The organism is Martinezella lusitana, assembly GCF_016901135.1.
GTDB classification, from domain to species: domain Bacteria; phylum Pseudomonadota; class Alphaproteobacteria; order Rhizobiales; family Rhizobiaceae; genus Rhizobium; species Rhizobium lusitanum_D.
Window position 1 is genome coordinate 55,811 of sequence record NZ_JAFEVL010000062.1, and the last position, 14,385, is coordinate 70,195.

Consider the following 14,385-nt stretch of genomic DNA (forward strand, 5'->3'; position numbering starts at 1 on the left):
TTTCGAATGTGAAGCGTCTCCAGTGACGCAATTCCTAAACCAGTGAAATTACTTTCTCGCCCGCCAGGGGCGAGATAATTCGGTGCACTCCATCGGCTTCCCTTACAGCGTCGCGCCATCCGGCCTGAACAGGTGGCAGCGTTCCGGATCGATGCGGATGTTGACCGTCTCTCCGGCGCGGATGGCCTGTTGATCCTCCAATGCCACCGTCAATGTTTGGCCGCCCTGCAGCGTGGCGTAGAGGATCGTCTGGCCGCCCAGATGTTCCACGAGATCGACGCTGGCGGTGCCGAGCGCCAGACCGCGATCGCCGACATTCAGATGTTCGGGGCGGGCGCCGAGTGTCACGGTTTCTCCGGGCTGGATGCCGCCCAGCCGGCGCGGCAGGCGAACCGTCTGGCCGTGGAGGTCGATGACGGCGGAGCCGTCGTCGGAGGCGACGATCTTGGCATCGAGGAAGTTCATTTTCGGCGAGCCGATGAAGCCGGCGACGAACTTGTTCTTCGGTTTGTTGTAGAGGTCGAGCGGCGCGCCGACCTGCTCGATTTTGCCGCCGTTGAGCACGACGATTTTGTCGGCCATGGTCATGGCCTCGGTCTGGTCGTGGGTGACGTAAATCATAGTGTTGCCGAGCCGCTGGTGCAGGCGGGCGATCTCGACGCGCATCTGCACGCGCAGTTCGGCGTCGAGGTTCGAAAGTGGTTCGTCGAAGAGGAAGATATTGGGCTCGCGCACGATGGCGCGGCCGATGGCCACGCGCTGACGCTGGCCGCCGGAAAGCTGCTTCGGCTTGCGCTGCAATAGCTGCGTAATCTGCAGGACCTCAGCCGCTTTTTCGACGCGCGGCTGGATATCCTGCTTTTTCATACCAGCCGTTTCGAGGCCGAAGGCGAGATTTTTGTAAACAGACATATGCGGATAGAGCGCATAGGACTGGAACACCATGGCGATGCCGCGCTTGGAGGCGGGGACATCGTTCATGCGGCTGCCGTCGAGATAGAGCCCGCCGCCGGAAATCGGCTCCAGCCCGGCGATCATGCGCAGAAGCGTGGACTTGCCGCATCCCGACGGGCCGACGAAAACGGTAAATTCCCCCGGCTCGATTTCCAGATCGATGCCGTGGACGACCTGGAGTTCGCCATAGCGCTTGATAACCTTCTGCAGCGAGACACTTGTCGCCATGGGCGCTTCCTCCTTGTTCGTCCTGGTGGCTACCGGGGCAACGTTCATGACGGCCTCCAGCTCTTGTATTTTGCGCTTTCCGGTCCGACAGGAAAGCGGACTTCGGTGCGCGTTTCCGATGATTCATAGAATGCCGTGACCAGCTCCAGCGCCTGGCGGGCATCGGCTGTCGTCACCGGCAGCGGTCCGCCTGAAACCAAGGCTTCGTGGAACAGCTTCATCTGCGAGTTGAAGCGGTTGGGAATAGGCGTCCAGTTCGCCAGCAGCGCATCGATCTTTGCGGCGACCTCGTCATTGGCCGGGATGATCTTCCAGGGGTCCTGGCCGGGGCTGTAGGGCTCATGGTTGCTTTCGATCAACACATTCTCGAAGGCAAGCCGCAGGCGGCTGATCTGCTCCTGCGAGCCGAGCGTGGCGCTGATGGTGGCGAGCGCGCCGTTTTCCATCAACAGGCTGGCGCTGGCGCAGTCCTCCACCTCGATATCGTTGACCCTCGTCGCGACGCGGCCGAAGAGGCCTGCGATCGGTCCCATCAGATAGGTCAGCATGTCGTGCAGATGGATGGAATGCGTCATCAGCACGCCGCCGAGCTCCGTCGCCCATTTGCCGCGCCAGGGGACGGCATAATAATCGGCGCCACGCACCCAATGGGTCTCGGAGGTGGCGACATAGGCCTTCCCGGCAATGCCGGCGTCGACAACGCGCTTGGCCTTCTGGATGCCATCGCCGTAGCGATACTGGAAGATCGGCATCAGCTTGCCCCTGGCCGTCTTCTCTGCAGCAATGACGGCATCGACATCGGCGAGCGATCCCACAAGCGGCTTCTCGCAGACCACATGCTTTCCGGCCGCAAGCGCCTGCATGATGAGCTCGAAATGCGAGCCGGGCGGGGTGCAGATATCGATGATGTCGATATCGGGCATGTTCAAGACTTCGGAGAAATCCTTGACGCGCTTCTCGATGCCGAATTCGTCGCCGACGGCATTTAGGCGCTCCTCGTTGAGATCGCAGAGGATGGCAACTTCGAAGCGGTCGGAATGGGGCAGATAGCCTTCGACGATGTGGGAGCGGCCGATACCGAGACCGATGATCGCGACTTTCTTTACGTCGGACATATGCGGATTACCTTTGAATGCTGTTGAGCGATGTTGCCTCGGCAAGCGCCTGCGCCTTCAGCGCCAGCTCCATAGCCTTGAAGCAATGTTCCTGGCCCATCGCCGTTTCGGTGCGGTCACTTATGTCGGCGGCCAGTTGCCGGCCATAGGGCAGGTCGAGGCCGGTGCAGTCGATATGCTGCATGCCCTTTCGGTCGGTGAGGAAGAGATGATCGGCGCCGGGGCGGCCGGCGACATCGATATATTTGCGCAGCTCGATCGTGCCCTCAGTGCCGACGATGAAGAGGCGGCCGTCGCCCCAGGTGGAGAGACCGTCCGGCGTGAACCAGTCGACGCGGACATAGCCCGTTACGTCAGGCGTGCGCAGGTGGAAGTCGCCATAGTCCTGCAGCCCGGGCGTCTCGGGATTGGCGCGGTTGGACACGGTTGCCGATAGCACCTCTGCTTCGAGCGAGCCGGCGAAGAACAGGAACTGCTCGCATTGATGCGAGGCGATGTCGGTGATGATGCCGCCGTAGCGCTTGCGGTCGAAGAACCATTCCGGCCGGGTCGGTTTGCGCAGCCGGTGCGGGCCGAGGCCGGTCGTGTGGATGACCTTGCCGATGGCGCCGGCCTTGACCAATTCGCCGGCCTTGACGGTCGATGCCGTCTCGAAATGCTCGGAATAGAGAATGGAGACGATGCGCCTGGTCTCGGCCTGTACCTTACGCACGTCGGCGAGCTGATCCAGCGTCACCATGCCCGGCTTGTCGAGCATCACGTCCTTGCCGTGGCGCATGGTCTCGATGGCAAGGCCCGCCCGTTCGCTGGAGATGGCCGCGCTGACGATCAGCGCGATGGAGCGGTCCTCGAGGATTTCCCTTTTGTCGACAACGCGTTTCGCCTGCGGAAAGCGCTCAGTGAAGACGGCCGCAAGGTCGTCCTCTATGGCATGGAACGCGACCAGTTCCGCGCCGGCCCGCAGCATGACGTTGACCTGGCCGTAGATGTGATCGTGATTGAGGCCGATGGCGGCAAAGCGCAGCGCGCTCATACGACATTTCCTTTCAATGGGTTTCTCAGGATGCGGTCCCAAATCTTGGGTTTTCGGGACCGTACGGTTCGTATCAGCGTTTGAGGCCTGCCGTGGCAATGCCGTCGATCAGCAGCCTCTGGAAGAAGAGGAAGATCAGGAAGACCGGGATCAGCGACAGGCTCGACATGGCGAACAGGCTGCTCCAGTCGGAACTTCCCGTGGAATCCACGAAGGAGCGCAGGCCGAGCTGCACGGTGTAGGTATTGATATCGGAGAGATAGATCAGCGGTCCGAAGAAATCGTCCCAGGTCCAGATGAAGGAGAAGATGGCGGCGGTGGCGAGCACCGGCAGCGACAGTGGCAGCATGATGCGCCAATAGATGCGCCAGGGGCTGCAGCCGTCCATCATGGCAGCCTCGTCCAACTCGCGAGGGATGCCGCGGAAGAACTGCACCATCAGGAAGATGAAGAAGGCGTCGACCGCCAGGAACTTCGGCACGACCAGCGGCAGCATGGTCTTCACCCAGCCGAGCTTGAGGAAGAGGATATATTGCGGGATGAGCGTGACGTGATAGGGCAGCATCAGCGTGCCCAGCATCAGCGCGAACCAGAAATTCTTGCCCCAGAAATCCAGCCGCGCGAAGGCATAGGCCGCCAGCGAGCAGGAGATGACGTTGCCCATGACCGAAAGCACGGCGATAACAACCGAATTCCAGACGAAGGTGCCGAAGGTGACCTGACCGCCGAACCAGCCGCGGGCATAGGAGCTGAAGTCGAATTGCGACGGGATCAGCGACGCCGTGCCGAAGATCTCGTTCTGGTCCTTGATCGAGCCGGAGAGCATCCACAGCAGCGGATAGAGCATCACGATCGATGCGGCGATGAGAGCGGTGTGGACGAGGACGGAGACGAACCAGGGACGCTCGCGCGGCGCGTTCATATCCTCGGCAAAATGGGTGAGTTTCGCGTCAGTCATCGTAGTGAACCCAATAACGAGCGGAGAGGAAGGAGAAGGTGGTGAAGATCGCGATGATGATCACCAGGACCCAGGCGAGTGCGGCAGCATAGCCCATGCGGAAGTAGCCGAAGGCTTCCTGATAGAGGTAGAGCGTGTAGAACAGCGTCGAATCGATCGGGCCGCCGGTGCCGGAGGAAATCACATAGGCCGGCGTGAAGGCCTTGAAGGCGTCGATGGTCTGAACCACCGCATTGAAGAAGATCACAGGCGTCAGCAGCGGCAGGGTGATCTTGAAGAAGATCCGCCTCTTGGACGCGCCATCGAGGCTGGCGGCTTCATAGAGATCGGTCGGGATCTGTCTGAGGCCCGCCAGGAAGATGATCATCGGCGAGCCGAACTGCCAGATGGCCAAGATGACCAGGGTATAAAGCGAATAGTCCGGATTGGAGATCCAGCTCGGGCCGTTGATGCCGAAGACATACCAGAGCAGGGTATTGATGATGCCATCGGCATCGAAGATCTGCCGCCACAGCACGGCAATGGCGACGCTGGAGCCGAGCAGCGACGGCAGGTAGAAAATGGCGCGATAGACGGGAAGGCCGCGAATGCCGCGGTTGAGAAGCAGCGCCACCGAGAGTGCGAAGGCAAGCTTCAGCGGCACGGAACAGACCACATAGAACAGCGTCACCTTCATCGACGACAGGAATTTGTCGTCCGCCGTGGCGATGCGCACGTAATTGTCCCATCCGACCAGGTTCGGCGACTGGAGCAGATTGTAATCTGTGAAAGACAGGTAGAGCGACGCGATCGCCGGTCCGAGGGTCAGCCCGAAGAAGCCGATGAACCACGGCAGGAGAAAGAGATAGCCCGGCGCGTTGCGCGAGAACGCGCTCGGCGCCTTGTAGGTGGTCTCCACGCGCATTGGCGCGCGCGTACCGACGGCCAAGCCGCCGGCAACGCTCTTGCTGTTTGTACCCACGGTATCAGCCTCGCGTAACGTTTGCTGCTGCCTGTTCAGTGAACTTCGCCCCGGCGTCCTGCGCGCTGGTCTTGCCGAAGGCCACTTCCTCGGCGATCTTTTTCAGCAGGAATGCATTCTCGCCGGCGCCGTTCGGCGGAGACGGCGGCAGTGCTCCGACATGCGGCGTCAATCGGCCGATATAGTCGACGACCTGCTTGCTCGTCGCATCGAGATCCGGGGTCAGGAGATCGCGGATCTTCGGCGAAGGAGGAACGCCGCGCTCGACGCCGAGCGTCTTGGCGCCCTCCGGATCCTCCACCAGGTAATTGACGAAAGCGACGGCAGCGTCCTTGTTGGCAGAGGTCGCCGAAACCGACATCAGCATCGAGGGTTTCAGATATTGGCCGGGCTTGCTGTCGGCGCCGACCGGATAGGAAACGATATCGAGCTTTTCCTTCACGAGGCCCTGAATGGCGACGAACTGGTTGGAATGGGCGTAGCTGACAGCTGCCTTCTTGGTCACGAGCATGTCGGTTTCGAGGGTCTGTTGGTCGAGTGCCTGTGCATCGGCCGGAACGCAGGCGCCGATCTTGCGCATATGCCCCCAGAAGTCGAACCATTCGGTGGCATCCTTGGCTTCGAAGGCCAGCTTGCCGTCGGCGGTATAGAGCGCCTTGCCGCGCTGGCGCAGCCAGCATTCGAAGGCCGGCTCTCCGCCGCTCGCATCCGCCGTACCGTAGAAACCGCGGCGCTTCTTGGCAGTCGTCACCTTGGCGCAGGCGTCGCCGAGCTGCTCCCATGTCATGCCGTCATGCGGCGGCTCGACGCCGGCTTCGGCCCAGGCCGCCGCATTGACGACGACCATCGAGGAATTGACGCCGAGATTGACGCCGTAAATCTTGTTGTCGACCTTGCCGGAATCGATATTGGCCGGACCGAAATCCTCGATCGCGAGGCTCTTGCCGAGATAGGGCGTCATGTCGAGCAGCGCGCCGCGGCGGGCATACTCGAAGATGTAGCGATAGTCCATCTGGATGAGGTCGGGCGCATTGCCGCCGCCCGTCTGCGTGGCAAGACGCGTCCAGTAGCTGTCCCAGCCGAAGGATTCGCCGGCGATGGTGACATCGGCATTCTTGGCCTGATAGGCCTTGACGGCTGCGAATGTGCGGTCGCTTCGCTCCTTCGATCCCCACCAAAGAAGGCGCATCGCGGTTGCCGCATTGGCGCGGGAAAGTCCGATACTGCTGAAAGCTAGCGTAGCTGCCATGCCGGCAATCAGCTGCCGGCGGTCGATCGTCAAAGTCATCCTGGTCTCCTCCCCAGTAAACCGATGATTTACGAACTGCTTTGCATGATATAACTATTTGGTTACAAGTTGGATAGAAATGCGACCGCTGTCAAGCGTCAATCGTGTCACAATCAAAACGACGTCTGCGAGAGCCGGTGGCGCCCCTCGCGGGAAAGATCGATGCGGGAGGAGGTTCGTCATGACCGCCAGGGAGAGGCAACAGACTGAAAAGTCAGCGCAAGCCGATGTCGGCGAGGCTGTGCGAACACGGTCGGAAAAAGTGTCGCGCAATCCGCAACGGACCCATGCCGCGATCCTGGAAGCAGCGACGGAAGAGTTTGCCGCGCATGGCTTCGGCGGCGCCCGGGTGGATGCGATCGCGGCGCGGGCGCAGACCAACAAGCGGATGCTCTACCACTATTTCGGCGACAAGGAGGGGCTCTATCTCGCGGTGCTGGAGGCGACCTATGCGGCGATCCGCAACGCCGAAAAGCATCTCGATCTCGCCCGCCGCGACCCCGAAGAGGGAATGCGGGAGCTTGCGCTGTTCACCTGGCGGCATTTTCTCGCGCATCCGGAGTTTCTAAGCCTGCTCGTGACCGAAAATCTGCATCAGGCACACTATCTGCAGCGATCGGACAAGGTGCTGGAGATGCATTCGCATTTCATCGATGAGCTCTCAAATGTGTTGCGACGCGGTGAGGCGGCCGGCATGTTCCGGTCTGCCGTCGATCCCGTATCCGTCTATCTGACGATCGCGGCACTCGGTTTCTTCTACCTGTCCAACCGCCACACCTTGTCGACGATTTTTGCGCGCAAGTTGACCAGCCCGGACGCGCTCAATGCCTGGGGCGAACATATCGTGGAGGTGACCCTTGCTTCCATCCGGGCATAGCGTGCCCCGAGAGCCCGTGGCTCTGCAGGCTTCAGAGAAATTTTCAAAAGACGATTGACAAGGCCGGAGTGATCGCGCGATCTTGTAACCATATGGTTACATTGCTTAGGCGACCAAGCATTTGCTTTTCCTGATTCTGGAGGGAATCGGGCAGGGAGGAGACATCATGAAGGGTGTTGGCATTATTCCCGATATGATTTGCCACCGGCGCTACGTGCTCGATAATCTCTTCGGGCCGGCGCTCGGTGGCCCGATGCATTGCTGGACACGGCATCGGACCAACAGGTCGAAGCCTGTATGGAGCCCCGATCAGCTGCAGACGATCGATTTCTTCGAAGGAAGCACTCAACCATCATGACCGAATCATTGAAAATCAGGCTTGTCGAGGCCGAGGCATTCGAGCGCCCGGTCAAATTGCGGCTTCCCTTCCGTTTCGGGGCGGCGACCCTGCGGGAGGCGCGGCAGATTTTCCTGCGTGTGCGCATCGAGGATGCCAGCGGCCGTTCGGCTGGGGGGATGGCCGCCGAGCTGATGGTGCCGAAATGGTTCGACAAATCGCCCGAGCTTTCCAATGCCGACAATGAAAATCAGCTGCGCCGTTCGCTGGCGCTGGCTCTCGATGCTCTGCGAGGCGCAGGCCTTGGAACGGCGTTTGAGCTGCATGCCGCCGTCGAGGCAGCGCATCATGCGCGGGCGGCGGCTGAAAAGCTGAACGGCCTGGTCGCCTCCTTCGGTCTTGCGCTTGCCAACAGGGCTATCCTCGATGGCCTCTGCCGGCTGGAAGGGCTGACGGTTGCGCAGGCAATCAAGGCGAACCGCCCCGGTATCGATGCTTCCACGGCGCGCGATCTCTCTGGATTCGATCTTTCCGGCTTCCTGTCGACACTGGAACCTGCCGGAAGCCTCGCTGCCCGCCACACGGTCGGTCTGGTCGATGCGATCGTGCCTGACGATATTCCGGCGAACGAGCGTTTGGACGACGGTCTGCCAGAGAGCTTCGAGGAAGCGATCGACGCCTATGGCCTGACCTTCTTCAAGGTCAAAGTCTCGGGCGCTCCCGAGGCGGATATCGATCGCCTTTGCCGCATTGCCGCTGTGATCGACGCCAAAGTGCCTGCCTATTCCGTGACGCTTGATGGCAACGAGCAGTTCTCATCCGCCGAGGCGGTGGCCGATCTGCTCGCCCGCGTGAAAGAGGAGCCGAGGCTGGCGCGTTTCGCCGCTTCGATCCTGTTCGTCGAGCAGCCGATCGCCCGCGCCCACGCTTTCGAGAAGCCGGTAAAGGCGCTTGCCGCCTTCAAGCCGGTGGAGATCGATGAATCCGATGCCGATATCGATGCTTTCGTCACCGCCAGAGGGCTCGGCTATACCGGCATTTCCTCGAAGTCCTGCAAGGGTTTCTATCGCTCGCTATTGAACCGGGCGCGCGTCGCCAAGTGGAGCGCTGACGACGGCATAGCCTATTTCATGTCGGCGGAGGATCTGACGACGCAAGGCGGCCTTGCCGTGCAGCAGGACCTGGCGCTCGCTTCGCTGATCGGCATGACGCATATCGAGCGCAACGGCCATCACTATGTCGATGGCATGGCCGGCGCGCCGGAGGCCGAGCAAGCGGCTTTCGCGCAGGTTCATTCCGATCTCTATCGCGTGAGCAACGGGCGGACGCGGCTGCGGATTGAGGGCGGCCAGATCGCCATTGGTTCCGTCATCGGCGCTGTCGGTCTCGGTTCGTCGGTGGAGCCGGATTGGGGCGCGATGGAGGCATCGCTGAAATAGGACTCTGGTTAAGGTCAGGCTCGTTTTGTCTTTGGCGCACTGTCGTGCCTGGCCCCTCACCCTAGCCCTCTCCCCGCAATGCGGGGAGAGGGGACCAAGGAGCAAGCTAACCGGCCCAACCACTCGGACCGAGGCAGCATTGGGGGTAACCCCCTCGCCCCGCTTGCGGGGAGAGGGCTGGGGTGAGGGGCCACGCAACAAGGCGCGGCCAACGCGGACTAACCTGACCATCGCCATCACAGATTCTGGAGGAGCAGATGCAGTCATCGAAGAAACGCTACGTTCTGGTCGGTACGGGCAATCGCGGCGCGACCATGTGGGGCAAGGATCTGGTCGAGCGTTGGAGCAACGAGGTCGAACTCGTCGCGGTCTGTGACCTCAATCAGATGCGCGCCAAGCGGGCGCTCGACTATATCGGCGCATCCGTGCCTGTTTATACCGATTTCGATGAGCTGTTGCGGGTCGAGAAACCGGATCTCGTCATCGTCTGCACGCGCGATTCCAGCCATGACGATCTGATCGTCAAGGCCATGGAATCAGGCGCCAATGTCATCAGTGAAAAGCCGATGACGACGACGGTCGACAAGATCAAGCGCATTCTCAATGCCGAGGCACGCACCGGCAAGCGGCTGGACGTTTCCTTCAATTACCGCTTCGCGCCGACGGCGGCGAAGATCAAGGAGCTGATCAATTCCGGCGTCATCGGCGATGTCACGTCAGTCGATTTCCATTGGTATCTCGACACCAGCCACGGCGCCGACTATTTCCGCCGCTGGCATGCCTTCGTGGAAAATTCCGGCAGTCTCTTCGTCCACAAGGCGACGCACCATTTCGACCTCTTGAACTGGTATCTGGATTCCGATCCGGAAACCGTCGCAGCCTTTGCCGATCTCAAGCATTACGGCCGCAAGGGACCTTTTCGCGGCGAGCGCTGTCGTAACTGTCGGTACAAGGATGAGTGCGACTATTATCTCGACATCAGCGCGACACCACTGCTCGAAAGCCTCTACGAGGATCCGTCAACCGTCGATGGCTACGTGCGCGACGCCTGCGTCTTCCGCGAGGATATCGATATTCCGGACACGATGGTCGCCTCCATCCGCTATCGCAGCGGTGTCAAAGTTTCCTATTCCTTGAATACCTACATGCCGATCGAAGGGCATCACATCGCCTTCAACGGCCACAAGGGCCGCATCGAGCTGCGGCAGTACGAGAAGCAACACTGGACGACGCCACCGGCGGACGAGATCGTCGTCATGAAGAATTTCGGCGATGTCGAGCGCATATGGGTGCCGCACTCATCCGGCGGCCACTATGGCGGCGACGACCGGCTGCGCAACATGCTGCTGCGCTCCGGCCCGAATGACGAGCTCAAGCAGCGTGCCGGATCGCGCGCGGGCGCGATGTCGGTTCTCTGCGGCATCGCGGCGCTGAAGAGCAGCCGTACCGGCCAGCAGGTATCGATCGCCGATATCTGGGGTGAGGACGGCGGCTTGAACCTGCTGGAGCCGCGGCCTTAGGGCACTTCCAGGAGAAGTGAGCACCGGTTTTCCGCTGCGCACCTTTTCTAAGATAGCCGCCTGCGGCCTTGTCGCCAGATCAGCCGCAGCTCGGCAGCTGCTGCGCATAGATCCTGGTCATGCCGTTGAAGCGCTTGGCACCGGACAGTGCGGCGGAATTGCCGCGCCATGCCCCCTGCAGATAGCCCTTCGTGCCGGAATAATAGGCCAGATAGAGATCATAGGAATCGTTCAGGGGAATGCCGGTCTGCAGGTGCGTCTGGTAGTGATACCAGCCGACGAAATCGATGGCGTCGGCGAAGTTGGTGCGGCTCGCAGTCCAGTTGCCCGACTCGCGCTTGTACTTGTCCCAGGTGCCGTCGAGCGCCTGTGAGAAGCCGTAGGCGGTCGACGGGCGCTTCCAGGGGATGAAGCCGAGCAGGTATCTTCTGGGCGGACGGGCGCGCGGCCGGAAGCCGGATTCGGTATAGATCGTCGCCATGAGGATCGGCACGGGAACGCCGTATTTGCGTTCCGTGCGCTCGGCGGCTCGCTGCCAATTGTTGAACCAGCCGTCCCGCTGGTCGAAGATCGCGCAGATGTTGCGGGTGCGCGAGGGCGCGGTGGCGCAACCCGCCAGCACGCCCAGCAGCAATACGGCCAGAATGGAAAGGACGCGAGTACGCATAACTAGAACCTCTTCGATAAGAAGATTGCTAGCGCGGAATGATTAAAAACGAGTTGTTTGCCTGTGCCGAAATGGGGCGATTTCAGGGAGTTTTCATGGATTTGCTGCGTCGCGTCATGCCATGCGCGCCATGTCCTCGCGGCGGATCTCATGAAGCAGCGGCCTGCCCTCGATGAAACGAATGACTTCTTCGACCGCCATCTCGCCGAGGCGGGCCCGTTCGAGGCCGACGGCGCCTGCGATATGCGGCGTCAGGAAGACATTCGGCAGGTCGTAGAAGGCCGAACCCACCTCCGGGATTTCCGGATCGGTGACATCGATGATCGCGTCGATGCGGCCGGTTTTCAGCGTGGCGATCAACGCCGCTTCGTCAACCAAGGCACCGCGCGCGGTATTGATGAAGGTCGCTCCGTCTTTCATCACCGAGAGGCGACGGGCGTCGATCATGTGCCGTGTCGCCGGGAGGGAAGGCGCGTGCAGCGAGATGATGTCGGCTGATACCATCAAGGCGTCCAGCTCGCTCTTCTCGACGCCGAGGCGTGCGGCTTCGGCCTCGCCGACCATCGGATCGTAGAGCAGGATGCGGTAGTCGAAGGGCGCGAGCAATTCGATCACCCGCCTGCCGATGCGCGAGGCACCGATGATGCCGACCGTGCGGCCGTAATTGCCGATGGCTTCCGCCTGGATCGGCTGCGTCCGCTTGCGGTTGCGGTCGGCGACATAGAGATCGCGGAAGCGGAAAATCTTCTTGCCGGCAAAGATGATAGCGGCCAGTGTAAACTCGGCGACCGGCAGGGCGTTGGCCTGCGCCGCATGGCTGACCGATATGCCCCGGTCGAACAGGCTGTCTCCGAGCAGGCCCTTCACGGTACCGGCGGAATGAGCCACCAGCTTCAGATGCGGCGCCCGTGCCAGTGCGGCGACATCGATCACCGGCGAACCCCAGCCCGTGATCAGGATTTCGGTTTCGGCGAGCAGTTTCCCCGCGCGGTCGTCATCGAAGCGCTGCATCGGCGCTACGTCCAGCACGCGGCTCACCGTATCGAGGCGCTGGATCAGCGCTTCCGGCAGGACGTGCTGCGTGCGCGAGGGCTGCATGGCGAAGGCGATGGCGGGACGCGTGGAGACGAATTGCGTCATGGCAAGCGACCGGGCGCCTCGATGGCGCTGACCGTGATGCCCTTGTCGGCCACGAGGGCGCGCAGCGCATCGATATCGGGTCTGGCCGGCGGCTTCGTCCAGGTACCGCCGACGGAGGAGGGATCCTTTTCCGCAAGGATGGCGGAAACGAGAATGGTTTCGCCTGATGGAATCGTGGCGCGCAGCTGCGGCACCAGCGTCTTGGAAGCGATCAGGTTGGTGTTCGGCGGCGCTTTCTGCGCCAGCCCCTCGCGCTCGATCGTCGAGCCGAGATCGAGGATGCCGCTGAAATCCTCCTCGCCGATGACATAGGCCGCACCCGTTTCAGAGGAGAGCGTATCGGCCTCGAAATCGCGCCGGGCGATGGCAAAGCCGCCTTCCGCCGTCTGCAACGGCCGAGGCGTAGTGATCCTGTGCAGGCGGATGTGCCAGGGCGAAGCGGGGATGAGCCAGGTCTCCACCGATACATCAGGCCAGGGTGACCATTTGGCATAGAGTATGTCGCCGGCAAGCTTCGCCTCTTCATTGGTCTCGCGGACGCGGTAGTGCAGACCGTCATCGCTGAAGGCGAGCATGCTATCGAACGCGCCGCCATGAAAGATGCGGTCGTCGCTTTCGACGCTGAAGCCATAGCGGGCGGAATAGGCGAACTTCGCGTATTTTTCGGCGCCGAAGCGCATCTGCTGGTTTTCCTGGCCGCTGGAGAGCGCCACGACGTCAGCCTTGCTGCGCATCATCACCATGCCCGGGTGCTTGAGAGGGACGATAGCCGGCTCATTCTCCGGCGGTTTCTCCTCCGCTGTCCAGAAGGGATGCGTGTCCTTTAGCGCAAGAGGCAGGAAGGCCTTGAAGGCCCAATAGGGCGAGCCGGCGGAATTATAGTTTTCCGACATCAGCAGGTTGGGATAGGCATAGCCGATCGGCAGGGTGCCGTCGCGATTGGCAATGGGCTTGTCGGCCCACCAGCGCAGGTGCCGCAGGCACAGGCCCTTGATCTCGCCCCAGGGCAGCGCCTCGACATCGGCGAAGGCGAGCGCCGACCAGAAGCCGGCGCAGGCGAAGCGATAGGTGAGGCTGCGGCCGAAAGGGATCGTTGCGCCATCAGGCGCGAACCAGTGGCGGAAATCCCTAGCGAAGAGCACGGCGCGTTCGCGATAGCGCTCGGCCCGGTCGTCATTGACGAGCTTCGAATAGATCAGCCCGTAGAAGTGCATGGCGAAGGGGACGTAGTGGTCGATGCGCCTGATATCACCGTCGCGGTACCAGCCGTCGGCGATATAGAAGCCGTCCAACTCCCTCAGATAATCCTCCGTCAGGCTGCGGTCGAAGGAGGCGCCGAGCCGGTCGAGAGCGATATCCACGAAGATGCGGAAGAATTTCCAATTGTTATCAGCGTAGTCGAACGTGCGGGCGTGTTTGAGATAGGCGATCAGATTGTTCCGGGCGCGCGCATCGAGCGGTTCCCAGATCTTTTCGGGCACCAGGGCAAGGGCAAAGCCGAGCGCTGCAAGCTCGACCATGCGCTGATCGCGGCCGTTGACGGTGCCCCAATATTCCGGATGGTCGGGATCGACACCATTGGCGAGCCCCTCGGCATAGCGGTCCCAATGACCGAAATCGCCGCCGCCGGCGCCGAATGGCGCAAGGCCCCAGAGCGGGCGGGCGAAGCCTTCGAGATCGGCGGCCGCCCGGTCGAAATGGGCGCCTGCCGCATCGATGCGGACACGGGCATTGCCCTCGGAAAAATAGGGCAGGAGCGGATCGAACAGGTCGGTCAGCGCGTGCCGCATGTCGGTAAGGTTCTTCAATGGGTTGCCGGCAAGCGGATTGGTGCTGGCGGGGTCGTAGATCATCGGTAAGGCTCTCTC

At 61.6% G+C, this 14,385-nt stretch carries 13 protein-coding genes; 4 read left to right on the forward strand and 9 right to left on the reverse strand.

Going from position 1 to position 14,385, the window contains the following annotated elements:
- Positions 1-102: 102 nt before the first annotated feature.
- The 6 genes from JTP94_RS26710 to JTP94_RS26735 form a co-directional block, all read right to left on the reverse strand.
- Positions 103-1,182, reverse strand: coding sequence for an ABC transporter ATP-binding protein (locus tag JTP94_RS26710; protein ID WP_204853676.1), 1,080 nt, complete (start codon positions 1,180-1,182; stop codon positions 103-105).
- 44 nt (positions 1,183-1,226) lie between these two features.
- Entirely contained in the window at positions 1,227-2,297 is a 1,071-nt protein-coding gene (locus JTP94_RS26715) for a Gfo/Idh/MocA family protein (RefSeq protein WP_204853432.1), read from the reverse strand.
- Positions 2,298-2,304: 7 nt separating this feature from the next.
- A complete protein-coding gene (locus JTP94_RS26720) occupies positions 2,305-3,330 on the reverse strand; it encodes a Gfo/Idh/MocA family protein (protein ID WP_204853433.1) in 1,026 nt (341 codons plus the stop codon).
- 73 nt (positions 3,331-3,403) lie between these two features.
- A complete protein-coding gene (locus JTP94_RS26725; protein ID WP_409456636.1) occupies positions 3,404-4,288 on the reverse strand; it encodes a carbohydrate ABC transporter permease in 885 nt (294 codons plus the stop codon).
- Positions 4,281-5,192, reverse strand: coding sequence for a carbohydrate ABC transporter permease (locus tag JTP94_RS26730; RefSeq protein ID WP_210384295.1), 912 nt, complete (start codon positions 5,190-5,192; stop codon positions 4,281-4,283). The genes JTP94_RS26725 and JTP94_RS26730 overlap by 8 nt, the downstream gene beginning before the upstream one ends.
- A gap of 61 nt (positions 5,193-5,253) precedes the next feature.
- Positions 5,254-6,537 carry an ABC transporter substrate-binding protein gene (locus tag JTP94_RS26735; protein ID WP_204853435.1) on the reverse strand — a complete coding sequence of 428 codons (1,284 nt, stop codon included), beginning with the start codon at positions 6,535-6,537 and terminating at the stop codon, positions 5,254-5,256.
- Positions 6,538-6,718: 181 nt separating this feature from the next.
- On the opposite strand from JTP94_RS26735, the gene JTP94_RS26740 reads away from it, so the two are divergent.
- The 4 genes from JTP94_RS26740 to JTP94_RS26755 all read left to right on the forward strand — a co-directional run bounded on the left by JTP94_RS26740 (position 6,719) and on the right by JTP94_RS26755 (position 10,710).
- Entirely contained in the window at positions 6,719-7,414 is a 696-nt protein-coding gene (locus tag JTP94_RS26740) for a TetR/AcrR family transcriptional regulator (RefSeq protein WP_204853436.1), read from the forward strand.
- Between the two features lie 166 nt (positions 7,415-7,580).
- Positions 7,581-7,772 carry a hypothetical protein gene (locus JTP94_RS26745; RefSeq protein ID WP_204853437.1) on the forward strand — a complete coding sequence of 64 codons (192 nt, stop codon included), beginning with the start codon at positions 7,581-7,583 and terminating at the stop codon, positions 7,770-7,772.
- The gene (locus tag JTP94_RS26750; RefSeq protein WP_204853438.1) at positions 7,769-9,190 is read left to right on the forward strand and encodes a mandelate racemase; all 1,422 of its coding nucleotides are present in this window, start codon (positions 7,769-7,771) and stop codon (positions 9,188-9,190) included. The genes JTP94_RS26745 and JTP94_RS26750 overlap by 4 nt, the downstream gene beginning before the upstream one ends.
- Positions 9,191-9,447: 257 nt before the next feature.
- Positions 9,448-10,710, forward strand: a complete 1,263-nt coding sequence (locus JTP94_RS26755) for a Gfo/Idh/MocA family protein (protein WP_246755365.1) — start codon at positions 9,448-9,450, stop codon at positions 10,708-10,710.
- 79 nt (positions 10,711-10,789) lie between these two features.
- Here JTP94_RS26755 and JTP94_RS26760 read toward each other — a convergent pair whose 3' ends face one another.
- The 3 genes from JTP94_RS26760 to JTP94_RS26770 form a co-directional block, all read right to left on the reverse strand.
- The gene (locus JTP94_RS26760) at positions 10,790-11,377 is read right to left on the reverse strand and encodes a transglycosylase SLT domain-containing protein (protein ID WP_204853439.1); all 588 of its coding nucleotides are present in this window, start codon (positions 11,375-11,377) and stop codon (positions 10,790-10,792) included.
- A 114-nt stretch (positions 11,378-11,491) separates the two neighbouring features.
- Positions 11,492-12,517: a hydroxyacid dehydrogenase gene (locus tag JTP94_RS26765; RefSeq protein WP_204853440.1), complete on the reverse strand. Its 1,026-nt coding sequence runs from the start codon at positions 12,515-12,517 to the stop codon at positions 11,492-11,494.
- The gene (locus tag JTP94_RS26770) at positions 12,514-14,370 is read right to left on the reverse strand and encodes a DUF2264 domain-containing protein (RefSeq protein WP_204853441.1); all 1,857 of its coding nucleotides are present in this window, start codon (positions 14,368-14,370) and stop codon (positions 12,514-12,516) included. The genes JTP94_RS26765 and JTP94_RS26770 overlap by 4 nt, the downstream gene beginning before the upstream one ends.
- Positions 14,371-14,385 lie beyond the last annotated feature (15 nt).

Bases quoted from the DNA above. Each gene is read 5' to 3' on its own strand.
- JTP94_RS26710 (WP_204853676.1), bottom strand. From the start codon at position 1,182: ATGGCGACAAGTGTCTCGCTGCAGAAGGTTATCAAGCGCTATGGCGAA.
- JTP94_RS26715 (WP_204853432.1), bottom strand. From the start codon at position 2,297: ATGTCCGACGTAAAGAAAGTCGCGATCATCGGTCTCGGTATCGGCCGC.
- JTP94_RS26720 (WP_204853433.1), bottom strand. From the start codon at position 3,330: ATGAGCGCGCTGCGCTTTGCCGCCATCGGCCTCAATCACGATCACATC.
- JTP94_RS26725 (WP_409456636.1), bottom strand. From the start codon at position 4,288: ATGACTGACGCGAAACTCACCCATTTTGCCGAGGATATGAACGCGCCG.
- JTP94_RS26730 (WP_210384295.1), bottom strand. From the start codon at position 5,192: ATGCGCGTGGAGACCACCTACAAGGCGCCGAGCGCGTTCTCGCGCAAC.
- JTP94_RS26735 (WP_204853435.1), bottom strand. From the start codon at position 6,537: ATGACTTTGACGATCGACCGCCGGCAGCTGATTGCCGGCATGGCAGCT.
- JTP94_RS26740 (WP_204853436.1), top strand. From the start codon at position 6,719: ATGACCGCCAGGGAGAGGCAACAGACTGAAAAGTCAGCGCAAGCCGAT.
- JTP94_RS26745 (WP_204853437.1), top strand. From the start codon at position 7,581: ATGAAGGGTGTTGGCATTATTCCCGATATGATTTGCCACCGGCGCTAC.
- JTP94_RS26750 (WP_204853438.1), top strand. From the start codon at position 7,769: ATGACCGAATCATTGAAAATCAGGCTTGTCGAGGCCGAGGCATTCGAG.
- JTP94_RS26755 (WP_246755365.1), top strand. From the start codon at position 9,448: ATGCAGTCATCGAAGAAACGCTACGTTCTGGTCGGTACGGGCAATCGC.
- JTP94_RS26760 (WP_204853439.1), bottom strand. From the start codon at position 11,377: ATGCGTACTCGCGTCCTTTCCATTCTGGCCGTATTGCTGCTGGGCGTG.
- JTP94_RS26765 (WP_204853440.1), bottom strand. From the start codon at position 12,517: ATGACGCAATTCGTCTCCACGCGTCCCGCCATCGCCTTCGCCATGCAG.
- JTP94_RS26770 (WP_204853441.1), bottom strand. From the start codon at position 14,370: ATGATCTACGACCCCGCCAGCACCAATCCGCTTGCCGGCAACCCATTG.